Origin of the sequence: Lysinibacillus sp. NPDC056185, from assembly GCF_047737915.1 — a bacterium.
GTDB lineage: Bacteria > Bacillota > Bacilli > Bacillales_A > Planococcaceae > Lysinibacillus.
In genome coordinates, this window is the sequence record NZ_JBLLLQ010000050.1 from 1 (window position 1) to 23895 (window position 23895).

A 23895-nucleotide genomic window follows, 5' to 3' on the forward strand; every position below is an offset into this window, starting at 1 on the left:
GTACACAGGACATGGCAACACCATCTGTGGAGAGCTTTGTAACGCTTCTCTTAAGTACATAAGAACCCCACTGCTTTAGCTGTGGGAGTAGTCAGACTTTAACATGCGTCATATTTTGGAGTTTTAAGGTCATTACAGATCAAGGGGAAGACCTATTAAGTGACGCTAGGCCTTATATCATTAAAGCTGAATAGTAACAATCAATCTAAAATTACAAATAAATCCGAAGAAAGGTAAATATTTGACATTTTTTCGCTAAAATGCTATAATTTTAAAATTTAAGATGAAATGATATTAATATAGATTAGGAGGAATCGTATGATACGTAATAGAGTTATAGCATTATTATTTAGAATAGGTAGCCTTCTTTTTGTATTATATGGTTTATTATCACGTATGGGCATCCTATCGGGCAATATGAATTTTAAGACAATTATGTACTATACTATCCAAAGCAATTTTTTAGCACTGATCTTGTTTAGTATACTTACTATACGTACAGTTAAGGGATTGATAAATGATGGTAAGACGGGAAGTGCTGGCTATTTTCCACGCTTTGAAATGGTATGTGTAATTGATTTACTTTTAACACTTATCGTTTATTGGGTGCTTCTTGCTCCTACTACCTTTACAATGGGTGGAAGTTTTTATCTTTGGAAATTTGATAATCTTGCAGTACATTTGATTACACCTATTCTTTGCCTTGTAGATTATTTTCTATTTACAGAATCTAATCATTTAAAATACCGAGATGTATATTATGTTTTGATATACCCGCTCTCATATGTGGCATTTGCTACTATCACAGGTCTAATGGGATATGTGTACAATATATCGTCAATTGATGGGAAACCAGTACATTATGCTTACTTTTTCTTTGACTATGACAGGGTAGGAGCAAAATCCCTTGTCTACATCGGTGGCCTTATATTATTTTTCTTGGTACTTAGCCATATTATGTATTTGTTTGACAAGAAAGTTTATAAACCTTTAGTTGTAAGCAAATAATGTTATCCATAGCAATGATCTTTTGGTTGGTTATTATGTTTTTATAGTGATTACATCATAACTATAAAAAAGGGTCATTGCTTTTTTATTGGGTTTTTTCACATCTAGTGTGGGTGAACTTAATTCCGACGAATAGAAGTTACATTGCTGATTTTACACGTCGTAAAATTCCAACGGCTTATTAGTTTTCAGAAGAGGGTTTTGTCCCACCCTCTTTTTATTTTTTAAGACGTTTTTTTGCTTGTTCTTTCTTTTCTTCCTCAATTGTAAAATCGACTATTGATCGGCCGAGCATTAATAGCGTAATAAACATGACGCCTGTTCCAATAAATCAATTATGCCTCGGCATAATTGTGTCCGGAATCGGCTTTGTGCTTGCACAAAGAACTCCTTTCCGATTTCCGTGACATCCGCCGGAGGCTTTTAACTTCTTTCAGCGGTTGATTGTACACCCACTGAGAAGTAACTTAAACCCGCATTCGTTTCACCAACAATTGAGGTGGGAGACTTGCTGAAAGAAGTTAAATAAATCATCGTAAATATCTTTGAAAAATCACTAGTAGGATACAGTCCCGTCTCAACACCTGTGGGAATTAAACTCACTACTGCAAAATACATGGCATCAAGCCAATACCAGCCTTCCGTTCCTTTATAAAACATTGTCCCTGAAAGAATGATAAAAAATAATGTTGTAAACAAAGATAGAAATTGTGGACGCTTGAATGACTTCCACATGCCTACTAGCAATCTTTTCGCAGATAAAATAAATGACAGCATCGCATTCTCCTTTTGATCCATTTTCACTTCAGTATTATTACAATTCTAATTTGGTTCATCGACATAGTGTGGTTTGATTTCCGTTCTGACTGGGCGCTTTGCTGCTGTCGCTTCGCTTTCGCGCAGAGCAAAGCTTCCTGGGAGCGTCCAATGAGCCGCTTATCCCCGAGGAGTCGCCCAGCCTTCACTCCAATCAACTTATACACTTGGTATATATTTTAACAATTGCCATCTCCAACTTTTGATGTGAGCCCCTAACTTGTACTAGATATTCATCGCAATAAAAATAACATATATAAAATCAAAAGGTAGAGGTTTCAATTTACTATCCCTACCTTAAATTATTTTACTTCTTTAATAGATTTTTAAAATTTATAAATATTTTCGCTGCATGACTACGCTTTGTTGGAGCCTCTGGTAAATACTTTCCTTCACTACCTATAATAATACCTTGTTCATACAACATCGTTATTGCATGTTTTGTTTCTTCATTGTAAGAGGCAATATCTGAGAATGGTGCTTTTCCTTTCACAGCATAAGGTTGCTTTTGTTGATGTTCATAAGCACGATTAATCATTAATGCTAATTGAGCGCGAGTAACTGGCTGTCCTGGATTAAAATTACCATCCGTTCCCTTAATTAGCCCATACGCATAAGCTGCTGCAATTTCTGACTGGGTTCCAACATCATAGCTTGCGATGTCTGAAAATGGTGCCTGTTCCTTCGTCGTTAAACCTAGGCTTCTAACAAGCATCGTAGCAGCCTGTGCACGAGTAACATTTTGCTCAGGTCTAAACGTACCATCTGCATAACCTTTCATAATACCTTCTTCAGCGGCCTTCAGAATATACTCCTTTGCCCAATGATTTTCTATATCGGTAAAGCTTAAAGTTCTCTTTGTAGTAAAAGTAACTGATGGACTTTGAACACTTTCATTACCAGCTGCATCAACCGCTTTAACAGCTACCGTGTATGCTGTATTCTCTGTTAAATTATCCAAGGTTATCGCCGTTGTCTCAGCATTTTGTGTAAATGTTAGTTTTCCATTTACATATACGTTGTAACTAGTGACACCTATATTATCTCTCGCTTCCTGCCAGCTTATTTTTACAGTTGTACGATCTTTCATATTTGCTTGAATAAATTTTGATACATCCCATAAAGAACTTGCTTTAATCGCTGGTAAAAATGCCTCGTTCGCTACTGCTAAATAGCCAGCTTCACTTAAATGGATATTTTCAGGATTTGGTAAATAGCTTGGAATATCTTTTGCTACAATATCGTATGTCGGTACAAAAACGGCACCCGCTTTTTCAGCAGTTGTTTTTATCGTCGCATTCATAACCTTTAATAGCATTTTAAATTGTGTCTGTAAATCCTCACTATAGTACGGAAATGAATTATAATAACCCATTACATAAACTTGAGCATTCGGATTAAGCTTCTTCACTTCTTCTAAAATAGTAGCAATATTTTTTATTGCCTCTTGGGAAGCTTTTAACATCGCTGCTGCATTAATGCCAGTTGTCTGAGACTCTTTTAAAATAGGTATTATATCATTGGCGCCAGCGGTAAGAGTAATAATCTCAGCCTCTTTAATAGATGTGTGAAGCTTTACCTTCTCACTTTGATAACCGAATCCTACCACTGGCTTTTCCACATTATTTTGTATATCTTCTAATATATTTTTCGTTGTATAGCCTGAATATGCAAATCCTTTATTATAAGAAGCGATGAAACCATCTTGCTGTAAAGCTTGTGCAACAAAATCTGTGTAACCTAACCCGATGATACCAACGTCATTCATACCATGTGCTAAGGAATCTCCCAGTGCTACATAATCCGCTTGAACTACCCAACTTGGCGCTATGTAGTCTCTTTGTTCCTCAGCATTTACACTTATCGGTACTACTAACTGTAATGCCAGAACGCTAGCCGCTAAAAACCGAAATTTCTTTGATAATTGCATACACCCACTCCTCCAATTTTCACTAATTACTATTTTAATATAAATAGGATAAAAATGGGTTAAATAAGGCAAATTGAGATTTTTATCATAACGTATGGTTGATTTCCGTTCCGACTGGGCGCTTTCCTGGGAGCGTCCAGTCATCAACTTACTACCTACGTTTTAACAAATGTCATCCACAACTTTTGATGATGAGCTAAAAATCGTGTTTTACTCTAGTTGAACTTTCCCATAAACACCGCCACCACCAACTTCAATTGCCAATTGCCCTGTTCTTGCTAAATCGATCATCTTGGCAATTTTGTGCGGCACGATTTGTTCGAGTTGTTCTAGCGTAACTCGATGCAAGATGTTCATCTCTGTACCAAATGCTTGTACTAATCGTTCCATCATTTTTGGCCCTAATCCTGGAATAAAGTCTAGTGGTATTTGGTGAATATATGGTGGTCGTGCACGTTTATCTGTAACTTGCTCTGAAAGTTCCTTAATGCGTGTTGCAACTCCTTTAATAATTTGCGTACTTTCACAGTTTGTACAGATTGTTGCCGAATTGCTAAGCTGCTCACCACATTTCGCGCAGACAGTCTCGTGGTATTTACCAAGTAAAGGATTTAAGCCATAATTGGCTGTTACTACTCGATCTTGCTGTTCATGAAGCGCCATCTTTAATTCTGTAAAATTTGCATGAGATAGTCTTAATTTTTGATACTCACGTGCAATTTTTCCAAGTGAATGAGCATCAGAGTTGCTGACAAATGTATATGCTTGCAGCTCTTTAATGTTACTCACCATTTCAGTATCGGAGCTCAAACCAAGCTCTATTGCATCTATAAGCTGAGGGTCAAATACTTCCGTTAAACTATGATGTACGCCTTTACCGAACAAACTTTTAAATGGGGTAAAAACATGAGCAGGAATAAAAAGTCCACCTAATTCATGAACCTTTTGCTGTAATGTTCGACCATCACAATAAATTCGCTGAGAGCTTAAATGAATATTTTTCATATGATTAGACATCCAATTTGAAAATTCCCTCATATGCAGAAGTGTTGGAAAATAGGCCAGGACATGGATCGGTCCAAGGCAATGATGATCATAAATCTCCATTTCAGTACCTGGAATAAGTGTTGTATCTTGAAAACGAAGCCCTCCCTGTTCTAGCTCCTTCAGTTCTCCTTGTTCTATCATCTCTGCCATTTCATCCATTACTTCTGGTGAATGGCAATCAATAATCCCGATAATATCTAGTCCCTTTCTTGCACTTGAAGTCTCTAAAATTCTTGCTAACGTTAACGTTTTACTGCCAGTAATTTTAACAGCACGTCCACTTAAAGTACGTCCAATATGAATATGTAAATCTGCATAGAAATCTTGCATCATTGTCTCCCTCCTATTTTTAGATGACATAAAAAAAGCCTCACATTGCTGCAAGGCATTTTATTCTTAATTATGATGGATGATTGCTGTTAGTACTATTGTTTGATTCGAAAGCACCTGAGCCCTGTCCTGGCATTGTCGAAGAATCATAGGCCACTAATGTCACTCCCATGTTCTTTTCTAGCTCATTAAGTTTTTCAAGCTGTTGTTGATCTAATTGCGCAATCTTTATCTCTTCCATTTTCATCAAATCCTTTCACGAATAAAGTTCCCCAAATAAAAAACATATATACACAAAGAAAATGACTGATTGTCAGTCATTTTCTTTGACTTTATTTCAGCTATTTTGTAACATATTAAATAAGCAGGACAAAAGCGAGGGATTTCATGTCAAAAGAAGAGAAAATAATTCATGCTGCAATTGAAGTTTTCCGTGAAAAAGGAATTGAGAAGACAAAGGTTTCAGACATCGTAAAAGCTGCAGGTATCGCGCAAGGGACATTTTATCTTTATTTCCCATCACGTCTTTCAGTTATGCCAGCCATCGCAAAAGTTATGGTTGAGAAAATTATTGCTGCTATTAACGATGGGATTTCAAAACAGGAGCCTTTTGCAAAGCAGCTAGAAAAAGTAGTAGATATTGTTTTTTCTCTAACAGAGGAATATCGAGATGTATTTGCACTTATCTATGCCGGTATTACACAAACTGAGCATATGAAAGAATGGGAAAATATATATGCTCCCTATTACGAATGGATGAATCATTTCTTAGCTGAAGCTCAACAACAAGGAACGATACGAGCTTCTCTAAATACTACTCGTTCTTCTAAACTTATAATCGGTTTAGTAGAATCTGCCGCTGAACAAATTTATTTGTATGACGACAGTGAAGAAGAAACAATTAGACTTCAAAAGCTTGAGCTCCTCGACTTTTTACATCATGCACTCGATTTACGTCACGCATAAGTGACGTTCTCTTTTAAGTTGAAAATGACTGAATGTCAGTCATAATGATAGAAAGGAATTTAACTATGCAAAAAGATTGGATTTATGTTGGATTAACTAGTTTGTTTGAATTGTTTTGGATATTCGGTTTTAATGTTGCCGATTCCTGGTGGCATTGGGCTATTATTGTGTCCCTAATTGCATTGGATTTCCACTTCTTATCGAAGGCTTGCGAAAACCTACCTACAGGAACGGTTTACGCAACTTTTGCTGGGGTCGGTACAATTGGTACTACATTAATGGACATTTTTATTTTTGACGGTGAGTTTAATGCTATTAAAGGAATTTTCATGTTTATTTTAGTACTGGGTGTTATTGGTCTTAATTTAGCTGATAACCCTTCAAAAGATCATGTTGAAGAGAAAGGAGCTAATGCATAATGGGTTGGATACTTGTTTTATTAGCTGCAATTTCAGAAATTGTCGGTGTTGTTGGTTTACGCTATTATAGTCAGGAAAAAAACATACGAAATTTATTAATATATCTAGGCGGCTTTGGGATGTCCTTTGTACTATTATATGCATCCTTTAACTATTTACAGTTAAGCATCGCCTATGTCGTTTGGGTTGGTATTGGTACAGTTGGTGCTGTTCTCGTGAATATTATATTCTTTGGTGAATCTAAAAACCTGACTCGAATTATTAGTATCATCGCCATTATCATTGGTGTGGCAGGATTAAAAGCAGTATCTTAATTTATTCTATTTTAATTCAAAGTATTGTGAGTGAGTGCTAAAGCCTAGTATGACTTTTTGGCAAAGTGAGAGGTTGATCTCCGTTCCGACTGGGCGCTTTCCAGAGGGCTGAAATCACCATAGAACAACTCCTCGTTTACAGTTCGAGACAGCCTCGGCTTTGCATCGACTTTCTTTTAAGTGTCACATTGTACAAAAAGTCGTACCATCACCATTCGTTTCTATCATATATTTTAATCGGTAGTCTATAAGTAACAATTAAGCAGGATAAACATTTTGTGTTAACTATTATTTTTAATGAGTTGACACAAAATGTTTATTTTTTTACACTATTATTATCAACATTACTTTTTAGGGGTGAAATAATGACAACAGTTCCAGTACACACGCATCACAAATTAAGAACAGTCGATCTTGCATACATTGGACTATTTTCAACATTGCTGATGATAGGAGCTAATATCACGTCTATAGTACCTTTCATGATGATTGGTGGCGTACCTATAACATTGCAAACCTTTTTTGCTATTTTAGCAGGACTTATTCTTGGTAGTAGAAAAGGGGCACTCGCTTGTACTGTTTATATGTGCATAGGTTTAGCAGGTGCACCTGTATTTGCTCGTTTCTACGGAGGATTTGGTCAAATTATAAGCCCTACTTTTGGTTTCATTGTTTCTTACATATTAGCTGCATTTGTCGCGGGGCTTATTGTAGAACGTAGTGGAACGAAGAAAAGCTATGTAGTTGCTGCATTAGTTGCAACAGCTATTAATTACTTACTAGGAACGAATTGGATGTACTTTGCCTACAAGTTATGGGCTAGTGCTCCTGATGCTTTCACTTATAAGTTAGCATGGCTTTGGATGATGCCTCCTTTGCCAAAGGATATTATTTTAGCTATATTTGCAGGTATATTTGCATACCGCCTTCAAAAAGTGTTAAAAATAATTCCGATTAAATAAAAGCTTATCACCATAGGGGTTGATTTCCGTCCAGACTGGGCGCTTTCCCATGGGCGTCCGATGAGCCGATTCTCATGTGCTCCATTAAACCCAATAAACCCAAAAATACCCCATAAGTATATTGTTATACTTATGGGGCATTTTTTATTTTTAAACGTATTTTTTCATCCAGTTTAAGAAGTTATCAATAACTACATCAAGGAATTTGATAGTACCTTCATCTGTTAAATTGCCTTCTGTATCAAATTTAAAGTGTACTGCTCCAATATAAACATCATTACCACTAAGTAATGGTGAATTTACTCCAGGTGAAAATAAAATATCTCTCAAATGTAATTGTGCTTTAACGGTACCTAAGTTACCCATTGATGCCCCCATCATGAATGATGGCTTGCCAATCATTACTTTATCAACACGAGATAACCAATCGATAGCGTTAACCATAACACCTGGCACTGTACCATTATATTCTGGCGTTAACCATAATACTGCATCTGCCGCTTTTACTTTTGCTTTAAAATCTAATACTGTTTGCGGTGCTTCATTTTCGATATCTTGATTATACATTGGTAAATCGTTCAAACTTAATATTTCAAGATCAATTTTCTCTGCATAACGCTTTTGAACAAATTTCGCTAATTGCATATTATAAGATTCTTTACGGATACTACCTACGATTGCTACTACTTTCACGTTGTTTCCTCCTAAATGTGCATTCATTTTATTATTTGTTAACAGTTTTATTTTATACTGCCCTAATAATAGGTTGCAAATTCTTCAACTGGTTTACGATAACCACGTAAACGGCGACTATCTTCTTTTTCCTTACCTATAGTAATCATTAGTGCAATTTCATATGTTTCTGGAACATTAAAAAGAGCTCTCATTTGTTGCTGATCAAAGCCGATCATTGGACATGTATCCCATCCACGATTTTTGGCTGCCAGCATAAATAACATAGCTGAAAGTGAAGCGTTACGAATGGCTTCCTCCTTCATAAATTCCTCGCCACGTTCTTCATAAAATTTTGCGTTTTCATTGACGATATTATCTAATTCACATGCATTAATAATGCCTAAGTCTACCATCCCTTGATTAAGGTTAGCAGTATTTTTATAGGCTTCTTTATCTCCTAAAACAAGGATAACCGCTGAGGCTGAGTGCACTTTATATTGCCCGTATGCTGCTTCTCTTACTTTTTCTTTTTTCTCTTCATCTAATACGACGATATAATCGGCATGTTGTAAATTAAAGGCGGATGGAGCTAGCTTAACATCCTCCAAAATGGGACGTATATCTTCTTCGCTCATCTTGATGCCCTCTATAAAGTTATTTGCTGATCGGCGCTTATCTATTAGCTTTGCAAATTCCATCTACTAACCCCCAAGAGTATGTAATTTCCAATCAGTAGTCTGATTGGAATAAAAAGTATTACTCCTATTCTTTATCGAACGTAATCGTACTTCTTACAGTGTCAATTGGACGGACAAGTTCTTCAATTTGTGCACGTTTTGGCTCTAAAAATGGTGGCAACGACAATTTTTCACCTAAAGTTTCATAAGGCTCATCACCCATAAATCCTGGGCCATCAGTAGCTAGCTCAAATAAAATTTGTGGTGCTACTCGTGCATAAAGTGATTCAAAGAAGTGACGATTTACGTAACCAGAAGTATGGAAGTAAAAGCTTTCAAATCGTTCAGTCCATTCATTTAGTACAGCTCGATCCTCTACGCGGAATGCAGCATGATGTACTGTACCGAAGCCTTGACGAGCTACTGGTAAAACTGTGTTAAGTTCTACAACGATTTGTGCACCGTTCCCACCTTCACCAACCTCAAACAGATGGAAATCCCCTTCTTCAGCAATTTCTGTAAAGAGCATCACTTTTTCTAGCATCTCTTTGAAATATTTAAAATTAGCAACTCTTACAAAAATCGGACCTAAGCCTGTAATTGCATATTCAAGAGGAATCGGTCCATCTTGCCATGGAGTGCCTGATGCAACACCTGTATTGTTTTCATCAGAAATAAGTTGATATTGCTGATCGTCAAAATCAATGAAAGATAAAGTTTTCTTTCCAAATTGCTCTTTAATACCTGAATGTTTAACGTTTAATCGATCGAAACGTTTTACCCAATAATCCAATGCCGCATCTGTTGGCACGCGGAATGAAGTTTTGGAAATTTCATTTGTTCCATGCACACCTTTTGGAATGTTTGGAAAATCAAAAAATGTCATATCGGTGCCAGCGCTACCTTTATCATCTGCAAAAAATAAATGATATGTTTGAATATCATCCTGATTAACCGTTTTTTTCACTAATCGCATCCCTAACACATAAGTAAAAAATTTATAATTCTCTTCCGCACTACTTGTAATAGCGGTAACGTGGTGAATTCCTTTTAAATGATTCATTTTATGTTCCTCCTATTTATCTCGATTTCGAGATATATACGTAAAATTTTTTATTTATTAACTGCGTTCAAACCAACCTTTTTCAGAGACAGAGTCATTGTGTCCATCTCCTGTTGATCTAATACTTCAAAAATCTCGTTAATTTTTTGTTCATGCTTCGGAAATATTTCTTCCATCAACGTTTGCCCTTCATATGTTAATAAAACATACGTGACACGACGATCCTTCGGGCAAGCACGTCGATACACAAAACCTTTTTGTTCGAGCTTATCAATTACATACGTAATGCTACTACTTGCGATTAAAATTTTCTTTCCAATCACTTGGATTGGTTGCTCACTATGGTGATATAAAAACTCAAGTACCGAAAATTCCGTTTGATTTAAATCGTATTGAAGTAAATCTCTCTTTGTTGCATCTTGAATCGTTTGATATGCTCGGAACAATACCGTAAAAGCTTTTAAATTACGATTGTCTTCCTTCATACGACTCCCTCTTTCTATTTACTTCGAATTCATTTATCTTTAATTCGAGATAATAGTAACATATAAGCTACTAATCAGCAACCTTTTTACTGTAATCACAAAAAAGGCATCCCCAAAAATTAGAGGATGCCCTTTCACGTATAAATTATCGATTAATAATAGTAATGACGACCGCTGCTGTTTTGTTCAAAGGCAGCCTTTGCTAGACGAACTGTAGATACAGCCAAATCCGCATATGTCACTTTCTCAGTAGCATTGAATTTATTTTGCTGTCCATCAATTAGTCCCATTGCACTCGCTAAAGCAACATAACCTGCGTACGCTGGGTCAATTGAGCTTGCATCAGTAAAGTTTAATTTGTAAATGTCACTATGCTTAGCAGCACTCTCTAAATTTAATACACGAACTAACCATTCGGCAAGCTCTTGACGAGTCAATGCTGTATCTACAGCAAATTGATCCGCCGGTTGTAAAATGCCCATTCTTACTGCTTGTTCAACGATTCCGTATAATGGATGCTTTTTGTCAATATTATCGAAGGATTGCTTATCGTTATCTCTTCCATACGGACCGAAATCATATCCGTATGATAATGATTTAACTAAAATTTTCAAAGCTTCTCCCTTTGTTACGGCTGTATCAGCATTAAAGTTAGCTGGGTCTTTAACCTCTAACACGTTTTGGCGTAATAAATAAGTTAATTCTCCTCCAGCTGTTGGATGTGAAATGGCTGGTTTTTCTTTAGAATCATCAACTTTTAGAAGCCATTCACCAGTTGTTGCATCAAGAATATTGAACAAGCTTCCATTATAAACCGGAGAGTATACTAAATCATAGTGGTGATTATCCTCGCCATCCTGTTTTGCATACTGTAGCTCCAATTTTAGCCCCTCATTGAACATTGCTTTTGCTTTATCAGCAGGAATAGCTTTGTTTACAGACGGCCAATCATCAATCTTACGATTACTAACATGTAAAGCACTTAATTTCCCATCTGCACTGATCCCAACGGAAATTTCATCCCCTACTACGGCAATGCCATTGACAATACGTGGGAAAGAGAAGTAATACTGTTTGCTGTCTTTATCATATACTGCATCTTCTATTGGTTTTGAATAGTTATGAATATATGACGGAACCCACTCTTTTAAATAGTCTATTGCTTTTGTTAATGCAGCATCTTTTGAAATTGGTTCTACTTTATCATCTGTCTGCATGAATTCTCTACTTGTATCCCAGAAGTTTGTAATCTCACCTGTTGCCTTGTTCACTTCAAGTGAACTGCCTGTGCCGTAATTACCGAGATCATACATATAATTCACATCATAAATTGTTTCGCCATTTTCGTTTTCTCTTTCATTAACCGAATGAATTTGTAGCTTTGCTTTGTCTGAATCAACTTTTAAAATAGACTTAGCTAACTCTTCAACTTCTGCTAATGTAATACCATTTTTTTTAGGTGCAAGTGGTTGCGATACAAGTTTTTCTACACCTTTTGCCTTCGGTACTTGAGAAGTGAAACCATTCATTGTTTTCCACTGCCCATTTATTGCATGTACACCATTAAAGCTTGTTGGTGGCATATACGCAAGCTTAGCAATACCTTCGCCTGTTTGGTAGTTGTAGTCAACTATATAACGTAAATCAACTGATAGATTTTCGCGAACCTGTGCAAGGATGTCTGACTCATTCTTTTTCTGATCTAAGTTATCAAATGTTGCCTTGCTAGTTGGCTCAGTATAACGATACATACTTGTAACTTCACCATTTGCTAGAACTGTAATATTGATAAACTCATTACTAAGTGACACACCATTGTGTGTAGGCGAGTACATGAATGAATACGAAATTGGTTCGGATAAAGGTCTACTAAAACTAAAACCAAAGTCGCTATATCTATTGTCTTCACGAAGCTTGTAATTCGCAGTGCTCGGCAATTTCTTTAGGAAGTCTTGAGCAACTTTCTTTGCTTCACCCTCTGAATACTTCACTGGGTACAATGCTTCCGCTATATTGACAGGCTGATAGTAGAAGTTTTCTAATTCCAAATCTTCGCCTTTAAAAGTAAAATCACCAGAAACGTCTTTGCCATTGATTGTCTTATTAAAGTTCAATTCATAGCGTATCGTTTTGTCATCATTATAGTAATGCGCTTCCCCCATTGAGAAATCTTTCTCTGTTACAAAATTGAACTTGTCTGGGAATATTGTATTCAATTGCTTAATAAGCATACTTTTTGTTACTTTTGTTTCTGTTGAAGAAACTTGAATTGCAACTCTCTCTTGTGGTTCTTTTACATTAGCTGAAGCTTGTGTCATTGGCGAAAGTACACTAACAGAAAATGCAGTAGAAGTTAGTATGATACCTAACTTTTTGAATTTTACCAAAATATCCCTCCTAGAATATCATTTACCATAATTATAGTATAGATTACCATAAATAGATATGACATTTTCAGATTATTTTTGTTTATCAGAAAACAGAATGGACATAGAGCTATCTTATCTTCATTTAACATATCTTTTCTGTGCGAAAGCGAAGCGACAGCAACATATCTTTTCTGCGCGAAAGCGAAGCGTCAGCGGCAATTACGCCAATGCGAAATTATTTGATTACTCCTTAAGATTCTTATTTCTTTACTACATCAAAATTCGCCCCAATTAATAGCCAATTTTGAGGGAATGGTAGACCCAACTTCCAATAGCCTACTCCTCGGAGTCTGTACCGTTTGATTAAATCGAACTTCGCTTGAATGGATCTGGCGTCTTCGAACCACACCACATGTGCTTTACCTTGCTCATCATAGTATTCAAAGAACGGTGCTTGAGATCTTAAATCAAACTGAATAGCAGCATTATATTTCTTAGCAATCTCGATTGCTCTTTGTGGGCTAACCGCTTCTGCATTAGGCCCCCCCTGTACAAAAGGCAATGTCCAGTTATACCCATACAAATTCTGTCCAAGTATAATTTTGTTCCGAGGTATCTCACTTACTGCATATTTAACAACCGCTTCTACCTCTGGAAGTGGCGATACTGCCATAGGTGGCCCTGCAGAATAGCCCCATTCATAAGTCATTAACATAACAAAATCCACTATTTCTCCATGTGCTTTATAATCATGCCCCTCCGTCCACGGACCTCGCTCACTAGCACTTGTTTTCGGAGCTAGCGCTGTCGATACGGTATATCCCTGAGGATGGAATCGACTCACCGCTCTCCTTAAAAAGTTGTTATACGCCTGTCGTTGATCGCCTGGCAAATTTTCAAAATCAAAATGAATATCTTTAACGGTTCCTAAACGCTTTGCCTCTTCAAGAATATTATTAAAGAGCAAATCCTGTACTGCTGTACTTTGAAAAATATCTCTCGCTAAATCACCGCTAAAACTAAAATTCTCCAAATTTGAGACAACCATTGCTAGAGAAGCACCTGTATCATTTGCAATTTGCGCTACACCTTGACTCGGTGGTACCTTAAGCGTTCCATCTCGCCTTGCCTCATAGCTAAATAAAGCTAGATAAGTTAAAAATGGACCCGCTTCTCTTGCTTGACTTAGTAATGCCTCACTAACGAATGTCCCTCTCGGCTCTAAATATGCCAATGTTTCAGCTCTTGTTTTTGGTTGAGGTGGAATATAAAGTCGCATACCAATCGATAACGGTTGACTCGGACTAATATTGTTCACCTGAGCAAGTGTTAAATAATTAATGCCAAAGCGTTGGCCGATTGAATACAGACTATCTCCTGACTGCACATAATAGAAATTTCCGACAATCGGTATTACAAGCGCTTGCCCTATAACTAATCGATTTGGTTCAGGAATTTGATTGGCATCTACAATATTTTGAACTGTTGTCCCATATGCCTGCGCAATTCCCCATAAGGACTCCCCTGCCCGTACAACATGTATTTGAATGTCAGTGCCTCCTTCTAGCTTGATAAAATCACACCTGTAAAGCTTATGAATTAGGAAATGAAAAGATGTCAGTGCTCAGTAAGGATAGATTCCCTAAAACGAAAAAAGATCCATCGCTTATTCTAGCGAATGAACATTATTTTCTTTGATTTTTTTATAATATTTATGACACGTTCGACAAAGGTTTATAAATAATAAAATAGATGCTTTATTTTCTTCCTTCTATGTATATCCACTGCTGTATTTCGTGCAATTGATAAGATCCAAGTTTTTACTTTATCTTTATCCTTTCAATTGTCTAACTTCTTCATCGCTAAAAAAAACATTTCTTGCGTAATATTCTCTGCCTCTTGTTTGCAATTTGTATAATACAGCGCAAAATGATACACATCACGATGATAACAATCGTACAAATGTTCTATTTTGAAATATCATGATGCAAAACTTCACCCCACTTTCTACACTCCCTAATAAGTCGTCGCAACAAATTATTTGTTACCCTTTTCCCAATTTTTCTTTTACACAACTAGCGTAAAACGCCTCATTCTTTTCACCGTTTACTCTCTTGTATAATGAAATTACTGTAAGGAGGTGTTAGGTTGCGTTTATTTTACCAACAAAAAATGATCGGCAAAAAATCGCGTAAACTTCAAAAGATCCCATTCACTATTGAAGAGCCTGTCCATACTTTAAAAGATTTACTTAAGCAACTCGTCACACAAGAGGTTCATAATTATAACGAAAAGACGGTGGATAATCCGCTTCATATTTATATAACTGATCAGCAGTTAGAGGATGCAGCGCTGCATGGCAAAGTACATTTTGGTGAGAAAAAAAATGCCTCTACGCAGTCTGTTGATCAAGCAATATCCACAGTTCTTCAAGCCTTTGAAGACGAACTTTTTTTAGTATTACAGAACGAAGAACAATTAAATTCACTTAATGAACCTTTAGCAATACGAGAAGATGATGTTTTTACGTTTATTAAACTGACAATGCTAGCAGGACGAATTTGGTAAGGAGGATTTCCATGACACTATCAAACGATCAAAAAAACCAATTCCAAAGTAAAATAGATACTGCACCAAAAGCCATTCAACCAATGGCTACAGCATTACTTCAATATATGGATGATCGCGATTTTTCCATTAAACAGCAAATTGCTGATTTGGAGATCACGACACTTGAGGAGCTATTTACCGGAACCCTTTTCGATGTACTAACACTATTTTCATCGCAAGAACGTGCTCAAACTATTAAGAAATTGATATTACGTTACGATACAACAATGTTTCAGACTGACATTATGCGTAGGTCATTTCGATCTACACATTCCGTACAGGACCACCTTTTTCAATGCTTACAATTAATTGTAGAAATGCTGACATTTGAAGAAATGAATCTACAGGAATTATTGATGAATCACAATCAATATGAGCATGGTTCATACCCTAATTACAGCTGCTTTGTGGTTAAAAATGAAAATAAGAAGGTAATGCCTTTTAATGTTTTTGAACAAATGCTTGCTGAAGAACTGTCAATAGAAAATCCTGCTATGGAAGAAGCCGTTGAACATATATTATTTGACGAGCATCAAGGCAGTTTTTTTGGATATCCACTAATAAGAGGGATTTTCAAATCAACAAATACTCGCCTACATGAGGCACTCGGTAAACTATTAGTTGCTGCTGCACGTCAAGAGGGACTACGCCAAGCCATTGTTGAAAATATTGATCATGGCACATTAGAGGCACAGCTTACCATTATGAAGCTTATTCAGGAGCATCAGCTAACTCGTTTCTCCTCAGTTATTCGCGCAGTCGATACTTGGATGGGGCTTGGCTATAATAGCTTTGAAAATCAAAAAGTAACAGAGGAAGTATTGTCATTAGCGATTCGAGCAATTGAAGACGATCATTTCACACTAGAGCTATTAAAAAGTGAACGAACGATTGATATTTACGTAGCACTATGGACAATTTCAACGAAGGATTATTCGAAGCTCGATACTATTTTGCCAGAGTTGTTACAACGCGAAAAGCATATCCAGTTGACAACGCTCGCATTTTTGAAAAATCTAGGGAAAGTTTCCTTCACTGCTCCGTTTGTTAAGGGTCTCATTTTAACAACAAAGGATATTGAGCTATTTACATTTGCTTGGGGGAATTTCCTAAACGCAAATAACTATATTAATAGTGAATATGCTTGGGCTAACGATTGGATTACAGATATACAAAAGTTCTTGCAGGAAAATACCCAACTGCAAGGCATTGAATACCTTCTATTTGAACAGCTTGAATGGGCAAAGGGTGAACTTACGAAAGATGGTATAACGATTGCAGGAAAACCTTTATCATTCGTCTATGCACACTTGTCATTAGAAGATTTAATTTCCACACAAATAATTTTGGCCAATCATTTACAAGATGAAGAGCTATTTCAACGTATTATTTCGAATGCAGATTCTTACTCTCCTACAAGTAGAATCGGCCTTCTTAATATTTATTGTCTTGATATTACTACGCAAGGAAAACGTGATTTTCTATTTAGCGCTTTACGAGATCGAAGCTCCATTAATCGTTCCCTTGCATTGAAAAAGATACAATCACTAACACTTACAGACGATGAAATTTTAAAAATTGAGGACCTTTTAGCGAATAAATCAGGTTCACTTCGAAAGGAAGCTATTTTCCTCTTAAAGCTACAGCCGCAGGAGAAAATATTGCAAAGCGCTGAGCGACTTATTCAGGACAAGAAGCAGTTGAAGCGACTTGGAGGGCTAGAATTGTTGTTAGAGGCCTCTAAAGAATATCACCTAACTAGCGAGCAAATAACAGCATTATGCGACCAGCTTCCAAAAATAACAAAAACTGAGCAAGTGTTGTTAGATCAATTGTTAACTAGTGATGTACCAGAATATAACGAGGACAATGGTTTTGGTTTATATACGCCACACCCTCCTATTCAATATGACAGCATTTCAAAAACAGATATAAAGATGAATGGCATGGAAGCATGGCAGCAACTAGTTCCTTTATATTTACAAGAAACAATGCCACTAGAAAAATTCTTTGATTATGATATAGAGAAGCTTATATTAAAGCTCGAGCAGCTCATTCAACTATTAGATGCTAATGCCCAATATGAGTATGAGACATATCAATATCAATGGGATGATACGCCAATCACAACAACATTAGGACAAACATTTAATGTCGTTGCATCAAAAGCAGAAAATAATCGAAACGCAAGTCTTGATGTATATCCGATACCAGATGACATTCTCCAGTGGATAAAGACGTCCAAATTCAGTGTAGAGGATTTAGCGTATTTTAACTTTTATAACAATCTATCTGAACATCCTGCGGCACATGAACTGAGCGAAGCAGCACAAACCTTAATCACTCCATTCTTTAATTATGTAGAAATAAAAGATCTCGTTACTAAGTTCCAAGCATTAAAATATCAGCGAACAATGAAACAAATTTTCACTGTCCTTACACTTGATTTGAATAATATTGTTGGAGAGCAGGAGCTTCATAAAAAGGCTGTCGCATTACTTGAAGAGCATTCGCCAGAATTTAACGCTTTTGAGCAAGCAATCGGTATTATGCTTCAGCTGTTAACACAAATACCTGCTGAGCAGTGGAAGTTAGCGGTACGAGATAAGGACTATTTTTATCGCTCTACTTCATCATTAGTAGATTTAGATGTTATTGATACCTTTGTTGATCGATGTTTCTTAGCCTATAAGACTTACGGTGAATTTCTCAAAATGCTGGCCATCAATGAAGAGTTATCAAAGAGGATGCAGAAAGAGCAATATAGCCCGAGTATTTACTCTCTAAAATTATACCAATATTTAGATGCTTTTAATGTAGGTTTATTCACTCAGGATCATTTATTTGAAGCCATCTTTACAGATACGCTAGCGTCTGAGATGTTGGTTGCTCCAAACAAATTAATAGAACATTATAAAGAGTCATTTGAAGACTTATCGAAATTCTTTGCTGTTCGTGAGCAGGCCATTGATCGAATTTTAGAAATAGAGCTTATGCGCGGTGATATTCCTACAGCAGTAACGGAGCTCACTAGAAGCATTTCCTATTTCGAGGGTATTGATTATTTCTTAAAAATTTTACAAGCACTTGATGGTGAAAAGCTTGCTCGCGGCTATATTTGGCAGGCTGAAACGAAGAAGGATGTTTTCTCTCGTCTCCTTGCAAGTTGCTATCCTAAAAAAGATGAAAATGCACAGCAATTAAAAAATGCATGGAAAAAAACAGATATTTCAAAAGAGCGCCTAATTGAAGCAATGATGTATAACCAGCATTGGATAGACCTTGTTAGTGAAGTAATTGGCTGGGAAGGATTAAAAGAATCAGCTTGGTACTTTATCGCTCATACTACTGACTATTTATCAGACTTTGCTAAAGATCAGATTGCCCTATTCTCCAGCATTACTGCTGAAGATTTCCGTGACGGTGCATTTGATTTAACTTGGTTCCAAAGCGCGTATCAAACACTAGGCGCCCAAAAATTCAAGCTCGTATATGATGCAGCAAAATACGCATCGGAGGGAGCTAATCATCGTCGAGCACAACTTTATGCAGATACAGCAATAGGCAAGCTTAGCCCAAAACCGTTAATGGAAGAAATTGGTGATAAACGCAATAAAGATAAACTACGCGCACTCGGACTGATTCCACTGAAAAAATCGGATCAAAAGGATGCACTAACACGCTATCAATTCATCCAACAGTTTTTAAAGGAAAGCAAACAATTTGGCGCACAGCGTCGTGCGAGCGAAGCACGTGCAGCCAGCATCGCGCTCGAAAATTTAGCACGTAATGCCGGAGATGGCGAAACAACTCGCTTCACATGGCGCATGGAGCTAGCAGCCTTTACCGATATAAAACATTTATTCGATGCACAACAAATCGAACATATCACTGCACATCTACAAATTGAAGAAGATGCAAGTGTCACGATTATCGTTGAAAAGGATGGAAAACGACTAAAAAATATCCCTGCTGCATTGAAAAAGCAGGAGCAAGTTTTAGCATTACAAGAGGCAAGAAAAGAAATGCAGAAGCAATATAAACGAGCACGCCCAGCTCTTGAACAGGCAATGGAGCTTGAAACTAAATTCTCTGCCGAAGAGCTGATCAATTTATTAGAGCATCCGATTTTAGCACCGCTTCTTCAAAAACTCGTCTTTAAAAATGAAGAACATTTAGGATTGCTAACCAAGGATGGTCTCAAGCTACTATCAGATGAAATAGTATCGCTTGCTCCAACAGCAACATTAATGATTGCCCATCCGTACCACCTGCTTGAAAGCGGACAATGGCGACAATGGCAAGCTTATATGTTTGAGCAAAAAATAAAACAGCCATTTAAGCAAATATTCCGCGAGCTGTATGTAATAAATGCAGATGAAAAGGAACAAAAGAGATCATTGCGCTATGCGGGACATCAAGTGAATCCTTCTCAAACGGTTGCACTCCTAAAAACACGCGGCTGGCAAATTAGTTATGATGAAGGACCACGAAAAGTGTATTACAAGGAAAACATCGTTGCTTCCTTGTATGCGCAGGCAGATTGGTTTACACCAGCCGAAATCGAAGCACCAGCAATTGAAGGCGTCTATTTCTATAATCGTTTAACAGGTAAAGATCTAGTATTAGATGACATTCCTGCAACGATATTCTCTGAAGTGATGCGGGATATTGACCTCGTTGTAAGTGTTGCACATGTTGGTGGTGTCGATCCAGAAGCAAGCCATTCTACAATTGATATGCGTAGCGTCATTGTGGAGGAATTAGCGAAGTTATTAAAGCTAACGAATGTTGAAGTGAAAAAACAACATGCACTTATTGAAGGCAAACTCGCAAGCTATTCATTGCACTTAGGTAGTGGTGTTGTTCATCAAGTGGGCGGATCAATGATTCCAATACTCGCCGTACCATCTCAGCACCGTGGACGCATTTTCTTACCAATGGTGGATGACGACCCACGCACAGCCGAAATTATGTCAAAACTTTTACTGCTAAGTGAAGATACAAAAATTAAAGATCCAGCTATTTTAGGACATATTCGTAGCTACGAGCAAATGCGCTAAAGACTCATGTGCATAAAACCGGAAATACTGCTAGATTATTTTCGTCACCTGTTGTTAAATTATCAATGCCCTCCATTTTAATATTGGAGGGCATTTCAGAAAGCGTAGTGCTAACGTAGCGGCAGCGACAAAGCGCCCAGTCGGAACAGAAATCAACCCCTCGTTTTGCCGAAGAGCTATACTATGACACCTTAATCTCATCGAAATGATAGTCACCATCTATGCCCTCCACTGAACATCGGAGGGCATTTTATTGTACATCTGATTTAATCATTTCAAATAATAACGGTACATTCGTTCCGCGCTGTAATGAATTACAGCCCTCCATTAAAAATGACCAGCTCATTTTCATTTTTTCTTTATACGGAAGCTCGGGGTTAACTGGGACATATTCTTTTAAAAATTCTTCTATGGAGCTCGATAATCTTTCCATAAATTCATCAGCCTTTTGCACCTTTTCCGTCGCTACTTCATTACGTTCATTCCATAGTACATGCTCTAAGTTTGTAGAAAAATAGAATAGCTGATACGGTATTCTTAATCGATGAATGCTAAAATGATCATTTGCCATAAGGATTTTAGCATTATTCGCCTTCATTTCATTTCGTTGTTCGATTTGCTCCTTACGCTTCTCTGATTTCACTAATATTGCATCTTCTGTATAGAATAAATTTTGCTCAATATCTTCCTTCACCTTGACAAATTCAGGGGCAATGAAACAACCGTCTGCATCAGTAATATGAACGACAGCGGTTAAATCCTTCGCTAAAAACTTATACTTCTCCAAATAGTTCTGAATCACTCGTGTAACACTATTTTTAATATTAGGTATCCGTTTATTAGCATCCCATTTCGTTAAAATATCCTCCCGTTGTACATCGAAGCGAATCGTTGAATTTGCAAAATGTTCATCTAGAAAATCCTCTAAAATAATTTGCTCTGTATGCCCTTCTACAATGATTAAAAGTACTTTTTTAGTCATGCTGGACACCCGCTTTTCTAAAGGCACGCTTAATTTTAAATGTCTTCGTTTCCTTATAAACATCTTCATCCTGCCCGCCCAACTGAATTGCACGTAAATAAACATCTCGAGCATTATTTACCTCTTTAATACCCTTTAGCTGTATATAACGACGATCTTCATTCGTTGTCGTAAACCATAAGTTTTTAATAGCTAGCACCTCTAACACACGTAAATTATGAGACGTAAAAATAAGTTGACCTTTTCCGCCCTCATCAATCACTGTTAACAACTCGCCTAACAAATATTCAAAAACACCCGAATCTAATTCATCTATTACTACACAAGCATTTGGGTTATTATAAACTGCAATGAGCACACTAAGTACAGAAATAATTTTCAAAATTCCTTCTGACTCTGTCCGTAACGGTAATTCGCGCTCCCCTCGTTGCGATAAAAATTCAAAACGAATTCCTTTTTCTCCATTATCCATAGTTTGTTTTGTAAGTACATTAATCTTTATAGACAGACCTGGAATAATCGCTGATAATACTTGATTACTTTGCTCTATTACTTCACATAACACGTAAAATGCGTCCTCTTGCAATAACGCTGGCCCCTTCAAATTGTAAGGGATAGAACCACGAGTTTTTTCGAGATGGATGCTAAAAGGCATACTACGCTCTTCAAATAATGGTGCGATATTTTGATTATTAACGACATGTAAATCCTGATTAAAATCTATTGCTAAATTATGAAGCAATTGCATTTCTAGCTCTGACAACCTGTCTTGTAATAACGGCTTTATATCTTTGTGAAAGACAAAGGACATATATTGTTTTTTAGCTAATTGATGAGTGACTAGTAATTGGATACGCGTTTTTTCATTCATATCAGAAAGATTTGCTTTACGTAGTTGTATGTCTTCCTCTGTAACATTAATTAAAATCTTTGAACGCTTCCCTTTCTCGTTTTCTCTGTAAGCTACACGCTCAACCGTTGTGTACAGTCTGTTTTCATCTTCTTGTAACTCTACATAATAATTAAGAAAAAATGTGCCAAATTGATTTTCTACTAGAAACTCGAACTCAATACTTGCTGTATCCTCCCCTGCCATAATTAATTTCTTTTCCTGAGATGGTAATTTAATTTCAGCGATCCAGCCGGAGATAAGTGCCTTTAACAAGCCAAATGCATCAACAATAGTTGTTTTTCCAGAACCGTTCTGTCCGTATAAGCCTACAACATTTGACTTAAGAAACGTCTCGAAATTTACCGCTAACATAATTTCACCATGACGTACATTTCGTAAATTTTGTACTTTTATTTTCTTGATTTTTATAATGGTCATTTATTTAAACATCCTTTAATGATATTTTCTTCTATTATAATTAAATTTGATATTTTTTATAACATTTTATATTTTAATGAATTATACCCTTATCAATCATTCGTCTAGTTTAGTGCCTATGACAATCCTAATAGTAGGCATATGTTAGAAAAGAAAAAACGAAGAAAGGTGTGTTTCATTGGTCAATCCTGGATTTAATCCCGAAGATCTTGATGTTAACATTCCGTATCACCCTACCATGCCTTCTGGTAGCCCATACCCATCTTTAAACCCATCACCGTATCCGACACGCCCTTCGCAGCCTTATCCACCTCAACCACATCCATCGCGCCCTCCACACCCACATCCACATCCGCCACGTCCGCCACAGCCTTATCCACCACAACCTTATCCACCACGTCCTCCGCAGCCATATCCGCCACAACCATATCCACCGCGTCCTCCGCAGCCATATCCGCCACAACCATATCCACCGCGTCCTCCGCAGCCATATCCGCCACAACCATATCCACCACGTCCTCCGCAGCCATATCCACCACAACCATATCCACCACGTCCGATGCCATTTCCAGGCGGGCAATATCCTGGCTTACCAGGCCAACCAGGTTTACCAGGATTCCCTGGATTAAACCTACCAGGAATGTAGATTTGTCACCTGACATATTGGAAGTCCAAGATAAATGACTTAGCAAAAAGGCTATCCAGAAGTTCAAATACGAACTAATGGATTGCCTTTTTATTGTTTATTAGAAACTATTTTTGATAAAAAAACTAAGGAAGTGAAAACATGTCTATAAAATTCTCAGCCATCCTACATATTCGCGCATTTAATGAGCACAGTATATAGAG

21 protein-coding genes are annotated in these 23895 nt (G+C 37.0%); 7 read left to right on the top strand and 14 right to left on the bottom strand.

Going from position 1 to position 23895, the window contains the following annotated elements; genetic code table 11:
• The first annotated feature begins 318 nt into the window (after window positions 1-318).
• A complete protein-coding gene (locus ACMZ42_RS25540; RefSeq protein ID WP_370083140.1) occupies window positions 319-1008 on the top strand; it encodes a Pr6Pr family membrane protein in 690 nt (229 codons plus the stop codon).
• Window positions 1009-1431: 423 nt separating this feature from the next.
• Here the strand turns inward: ACMZ42_RS25540 and ACMZ42_RS25545 are convergent, their stop codons facing one another.
• The 4 genes from ACMZ42_RS25545 to ACMZ42_RS25560 form a co-directional block, all read right to left on the bottom strand.
• On the bottom strand, window positions 1432-1785 hold the full coding sequence (locus tag ACMZ42_RS25545) for a two pore domain potassium channel family protein (protein ID WP_370083142.1): 354 nt from the start codon (window positions 1783-1785) through the stop codon (window positions 1432-1434).
• Window positions 1786-2131: 346 nt separating this feature from the next.
• Window positions 2132-3754 (bottom strand): S-layer homology domain-containing protein, encoded by a 1623-nt coding sequence (locus ACMZ42_RS25550; RefSeq protein WP_370083144.1) that lies wholly within the window; start codon window positions 3752-3754, stop codon window positions 2132-2134.
• A gap of 210 nt (window positions 3755-3964) precedes the next feature.
• Window positions 3965-5131: an endonuclease Q family protein gene (locus tag ACMZ42_RS25555; RefSeq protein ID WP_415733230.1), complete on the bottom strand. Its 1167-nt coding sequence runs from the start codon at window positions 5129-5131 to the stop codon at window positions 3965-3967.
• 70 nt (window positions 5132-5201) lie between these two features.
• Window positions 5202-5372, bottom strand: coding sequence for a hypothetical protein (locus tag ACMZ42_RS25560; RefSeq protein WP_370083146.1), 171 nt, complete (start codon window positions 5370-5372; stop codon window positions 5202-5204).
• 146 nt (window positions 5373-5518) lie between these two features.
• Here ACMZ42_RS25560 and ACMZ42_RS25565 point away from each other — a divergent pair, with 146 nt between their 5' ends.
• The 4 genes from ACMZ42_RS25565 (at window position 5519) to ACMZ42_RS25580 (ending at window position 7792) form a co-directional block, all read left to right on the top strand.
• Complete coding sequence (locus ACMZ42_RS25565; RefSeq protein ID WP_370083147.1) at window positions 5519-6097, top strand: TetR family transcriptional regulator; 579 nt, start codon at window positions 5519-5521, stop codon at window positions 6095-6097.
• A gap of 65 nt (window positions 6098-6162) precedes the next feature.
• Entirely contained in the window at window positions 6163-6516 is a 354-nt protein-coding gene (locus ACMZ42_RS25570; RefSeq protein WP_370083149.1) for a DMT family transporter, read from the top strand.
• Window positions 6516-6830, top strand: coding sequence for a DMT family transporter (locus ACMZ42_RS25575; RefSeq protein WP_370083151.1), 315 nt, complete (start codon window positions 6516-6518; stop codon window positions 6828-6830). Before ACMZ42_RS25570 ends, ACMZ42_RS25575 begins: the two co-directional genes overlap by 1 nt.
• Before the next feature lie 365 nt (window positions 6831-7195).
• Window positions 7196-7792 (top strand): biotin transporter BioY, encoded by a 597-nt coding sequence (locus tag ACMZ42_RS25580; RefSeq protein WP_370083153.1) that lies wholly within the window; start codon window positions 7196-7198, stop codon window positions 7790-7792.
• Window positions 7793-7942: 150 nt separating this feature from the next.
• On the opposite strand, the gene ACMZ42_RS25585 is transcribed toward ACMZ42_RS25580, so the two are convergent.
• From ACMZ42_RS25585 to ACMZ42_RS25615, 7 genes are all read right to left on the bottom strand, one after another.
• Window positions 7943-8485 carry an NADPH-dependent FMN reductase gene (locus ACMZ42_RS25585; RefSeq protein ID WP_415733219.1) on the bottom strand — a complete coding sequence of 181 codons (543 nt, stop codon included), beginning with the start codon at window positions 8483-8485 and terminating at the stop codon, window positions 7943-7945.
• 62 nt (window positions 8486-8547) lie between these two features.
• Window positions 8548-9165 (bottom strand): nitroreductase family protein, encoded by a 618-nt coding sequence (locus ACMZ42_RS25590; protein ID WP_415733220.1) that lies wholly within the window; start codon window positions 9163-9165, stop codon window positions 8548-8550.
• Window positions 9166-9229: 64 nt separating this feature from the next.
• Window positions 9230-10207 carry a ring-cleaving dioxygenase gene (locus ACMZ42_RS25595; protein ID WP_415733221.1) on the bottom strand — a complete coding sequence of 326 codons (978 nt, stop codon included), beginning with the start codon at window positions 10205-10207 and terminating at the stop codon, window positions 9230-9232.
• A gap of 50 nt (window positions 10208-10257) precedes the next feature.
• Window positions 10258-10692: a MarR family winged helix-turn-helix transcriptional regulator gene (locus ACMZ42_RS25600; protein WP_415733222.1), complete on the bottom strand. Its 435-nt coding sequence runs from the start codon at window positions 10690-10692 to the stop codon at window positions 10258-10260.
• A gap of 152 nt (window positions 10693-10844) precedes the next feature.
• A complete protein-coding gene (locus ACMZ42_RS25605) occupies window positions 10845-13079 on the bottom strand; it encodes a YcdB/YcdC domain-containing protein (protein WP_415733223.1) in 2235 nt (744 codons plus the stop codon).
• A gap of 241 nt (window positions 13080-13320) precedes the next feature.
• Window positions 13321-14493 carry a glycosyl hydrolase family 18 protein gene (locus ACMZ42_RS25610; RefSeq protein ID WP_415733231.1) on the bottom strand — a complete coding sequence of 391 codons (1173 nt, stop codon included), beginning with the start codon at window positions 14491-14493 and terminating at the stop codon, window positions 13321-13323.
• A 407-nt stretch (window positions 14494-14900) separates the two neighbouring features.
• On the bottom strand, window positions 14901-15023 hold the full coding sequence (locus ACMZ42_RS25615) for a sigma factor (protein ID WP_415733224.1): 123 nt from the start codon (window positions 15021-15023) through the stop codon (window positions 14901-14903).
• 186 nt (window positions 15024-15209) lie between these two features.
• Between ACMZ42_RS25615 and ACMZ42_RS25620 the strand changes: the two genes are divergently transcribed.
• Both ACMZ42_RS25620 and ACMZ42_RS25625 read left to right on the top strand, forming a co-directional pair.
• Entirely contained in the window at window positions 15210-15629 is a 420-nt protein-coding gene (locus ACMZ42_RS25620) for a hypothetical protein (RefSeq protein WP_415733225.1), read from the top strand.
• An 11-nt stretch (window positions 15630-15640) separates the two neighbouring features.
• Window positions 15641-20734 carry a DUF4132 domain-containing protein gene (locus ACMZ42_RS25625; RefSeq protein ID WP_415733226.1) on the top strand — a complete coding sequence of 1698 codons (5094 nt, stop codon included), beginning with the start codon at window positions 15641-15643 and terminating at the stop codon, window positions 20732-20734.
• 250 nt (window positions 20735-20984) lie between these two features.
• Here the strand turns inward: ACMZ42_RS25625 and ACMZ42_RS25630 are convergent, their stop codons facing one another.
• From ACMZ42_RS25630 to ACMZ42_RS25640, 3 genes are all read right to left on the bottom strand, one after another.
• Window positions 20985-21716, bottom strand: coding sequence for a hypothetical protein (locus ACMZ42_RS25630; protein WP_415733227.1), 732 nt, complete (start codon window positions 21714-21716; stop codon window positions 20985-20987).
• On the bottom strand, window positions 21709-23046 hold the full coding sequence (locus tag ACMZ42_RS25635; RefSeq protein WP_415733228.1) for an AAA family ATPase: 1338 nt from the start codon (window positions 23044-23046) through the stop codon (window positions 21709-21711). The genes ACMZ42_RS25630 and ACMZ42_RS25635 overlap by 8 nt, the downstream gene beginning before the upstream one ends.
• 233 nt (window positions 23047-23279) lie before the next feature.
• Window positions 23280-23708: a hypothetical protein gene (locus tag ACMZ42_RS25640; RefSeq protein ID WP_415733229.1), complete on the bottom strand. Its 429-nt coding sequence runs from the start codon at window positions 23706-23708 to the stop codon at window positions 23280-23282.
• Window positions 23709-23895 lie beyond the last annotated feature (187 nt).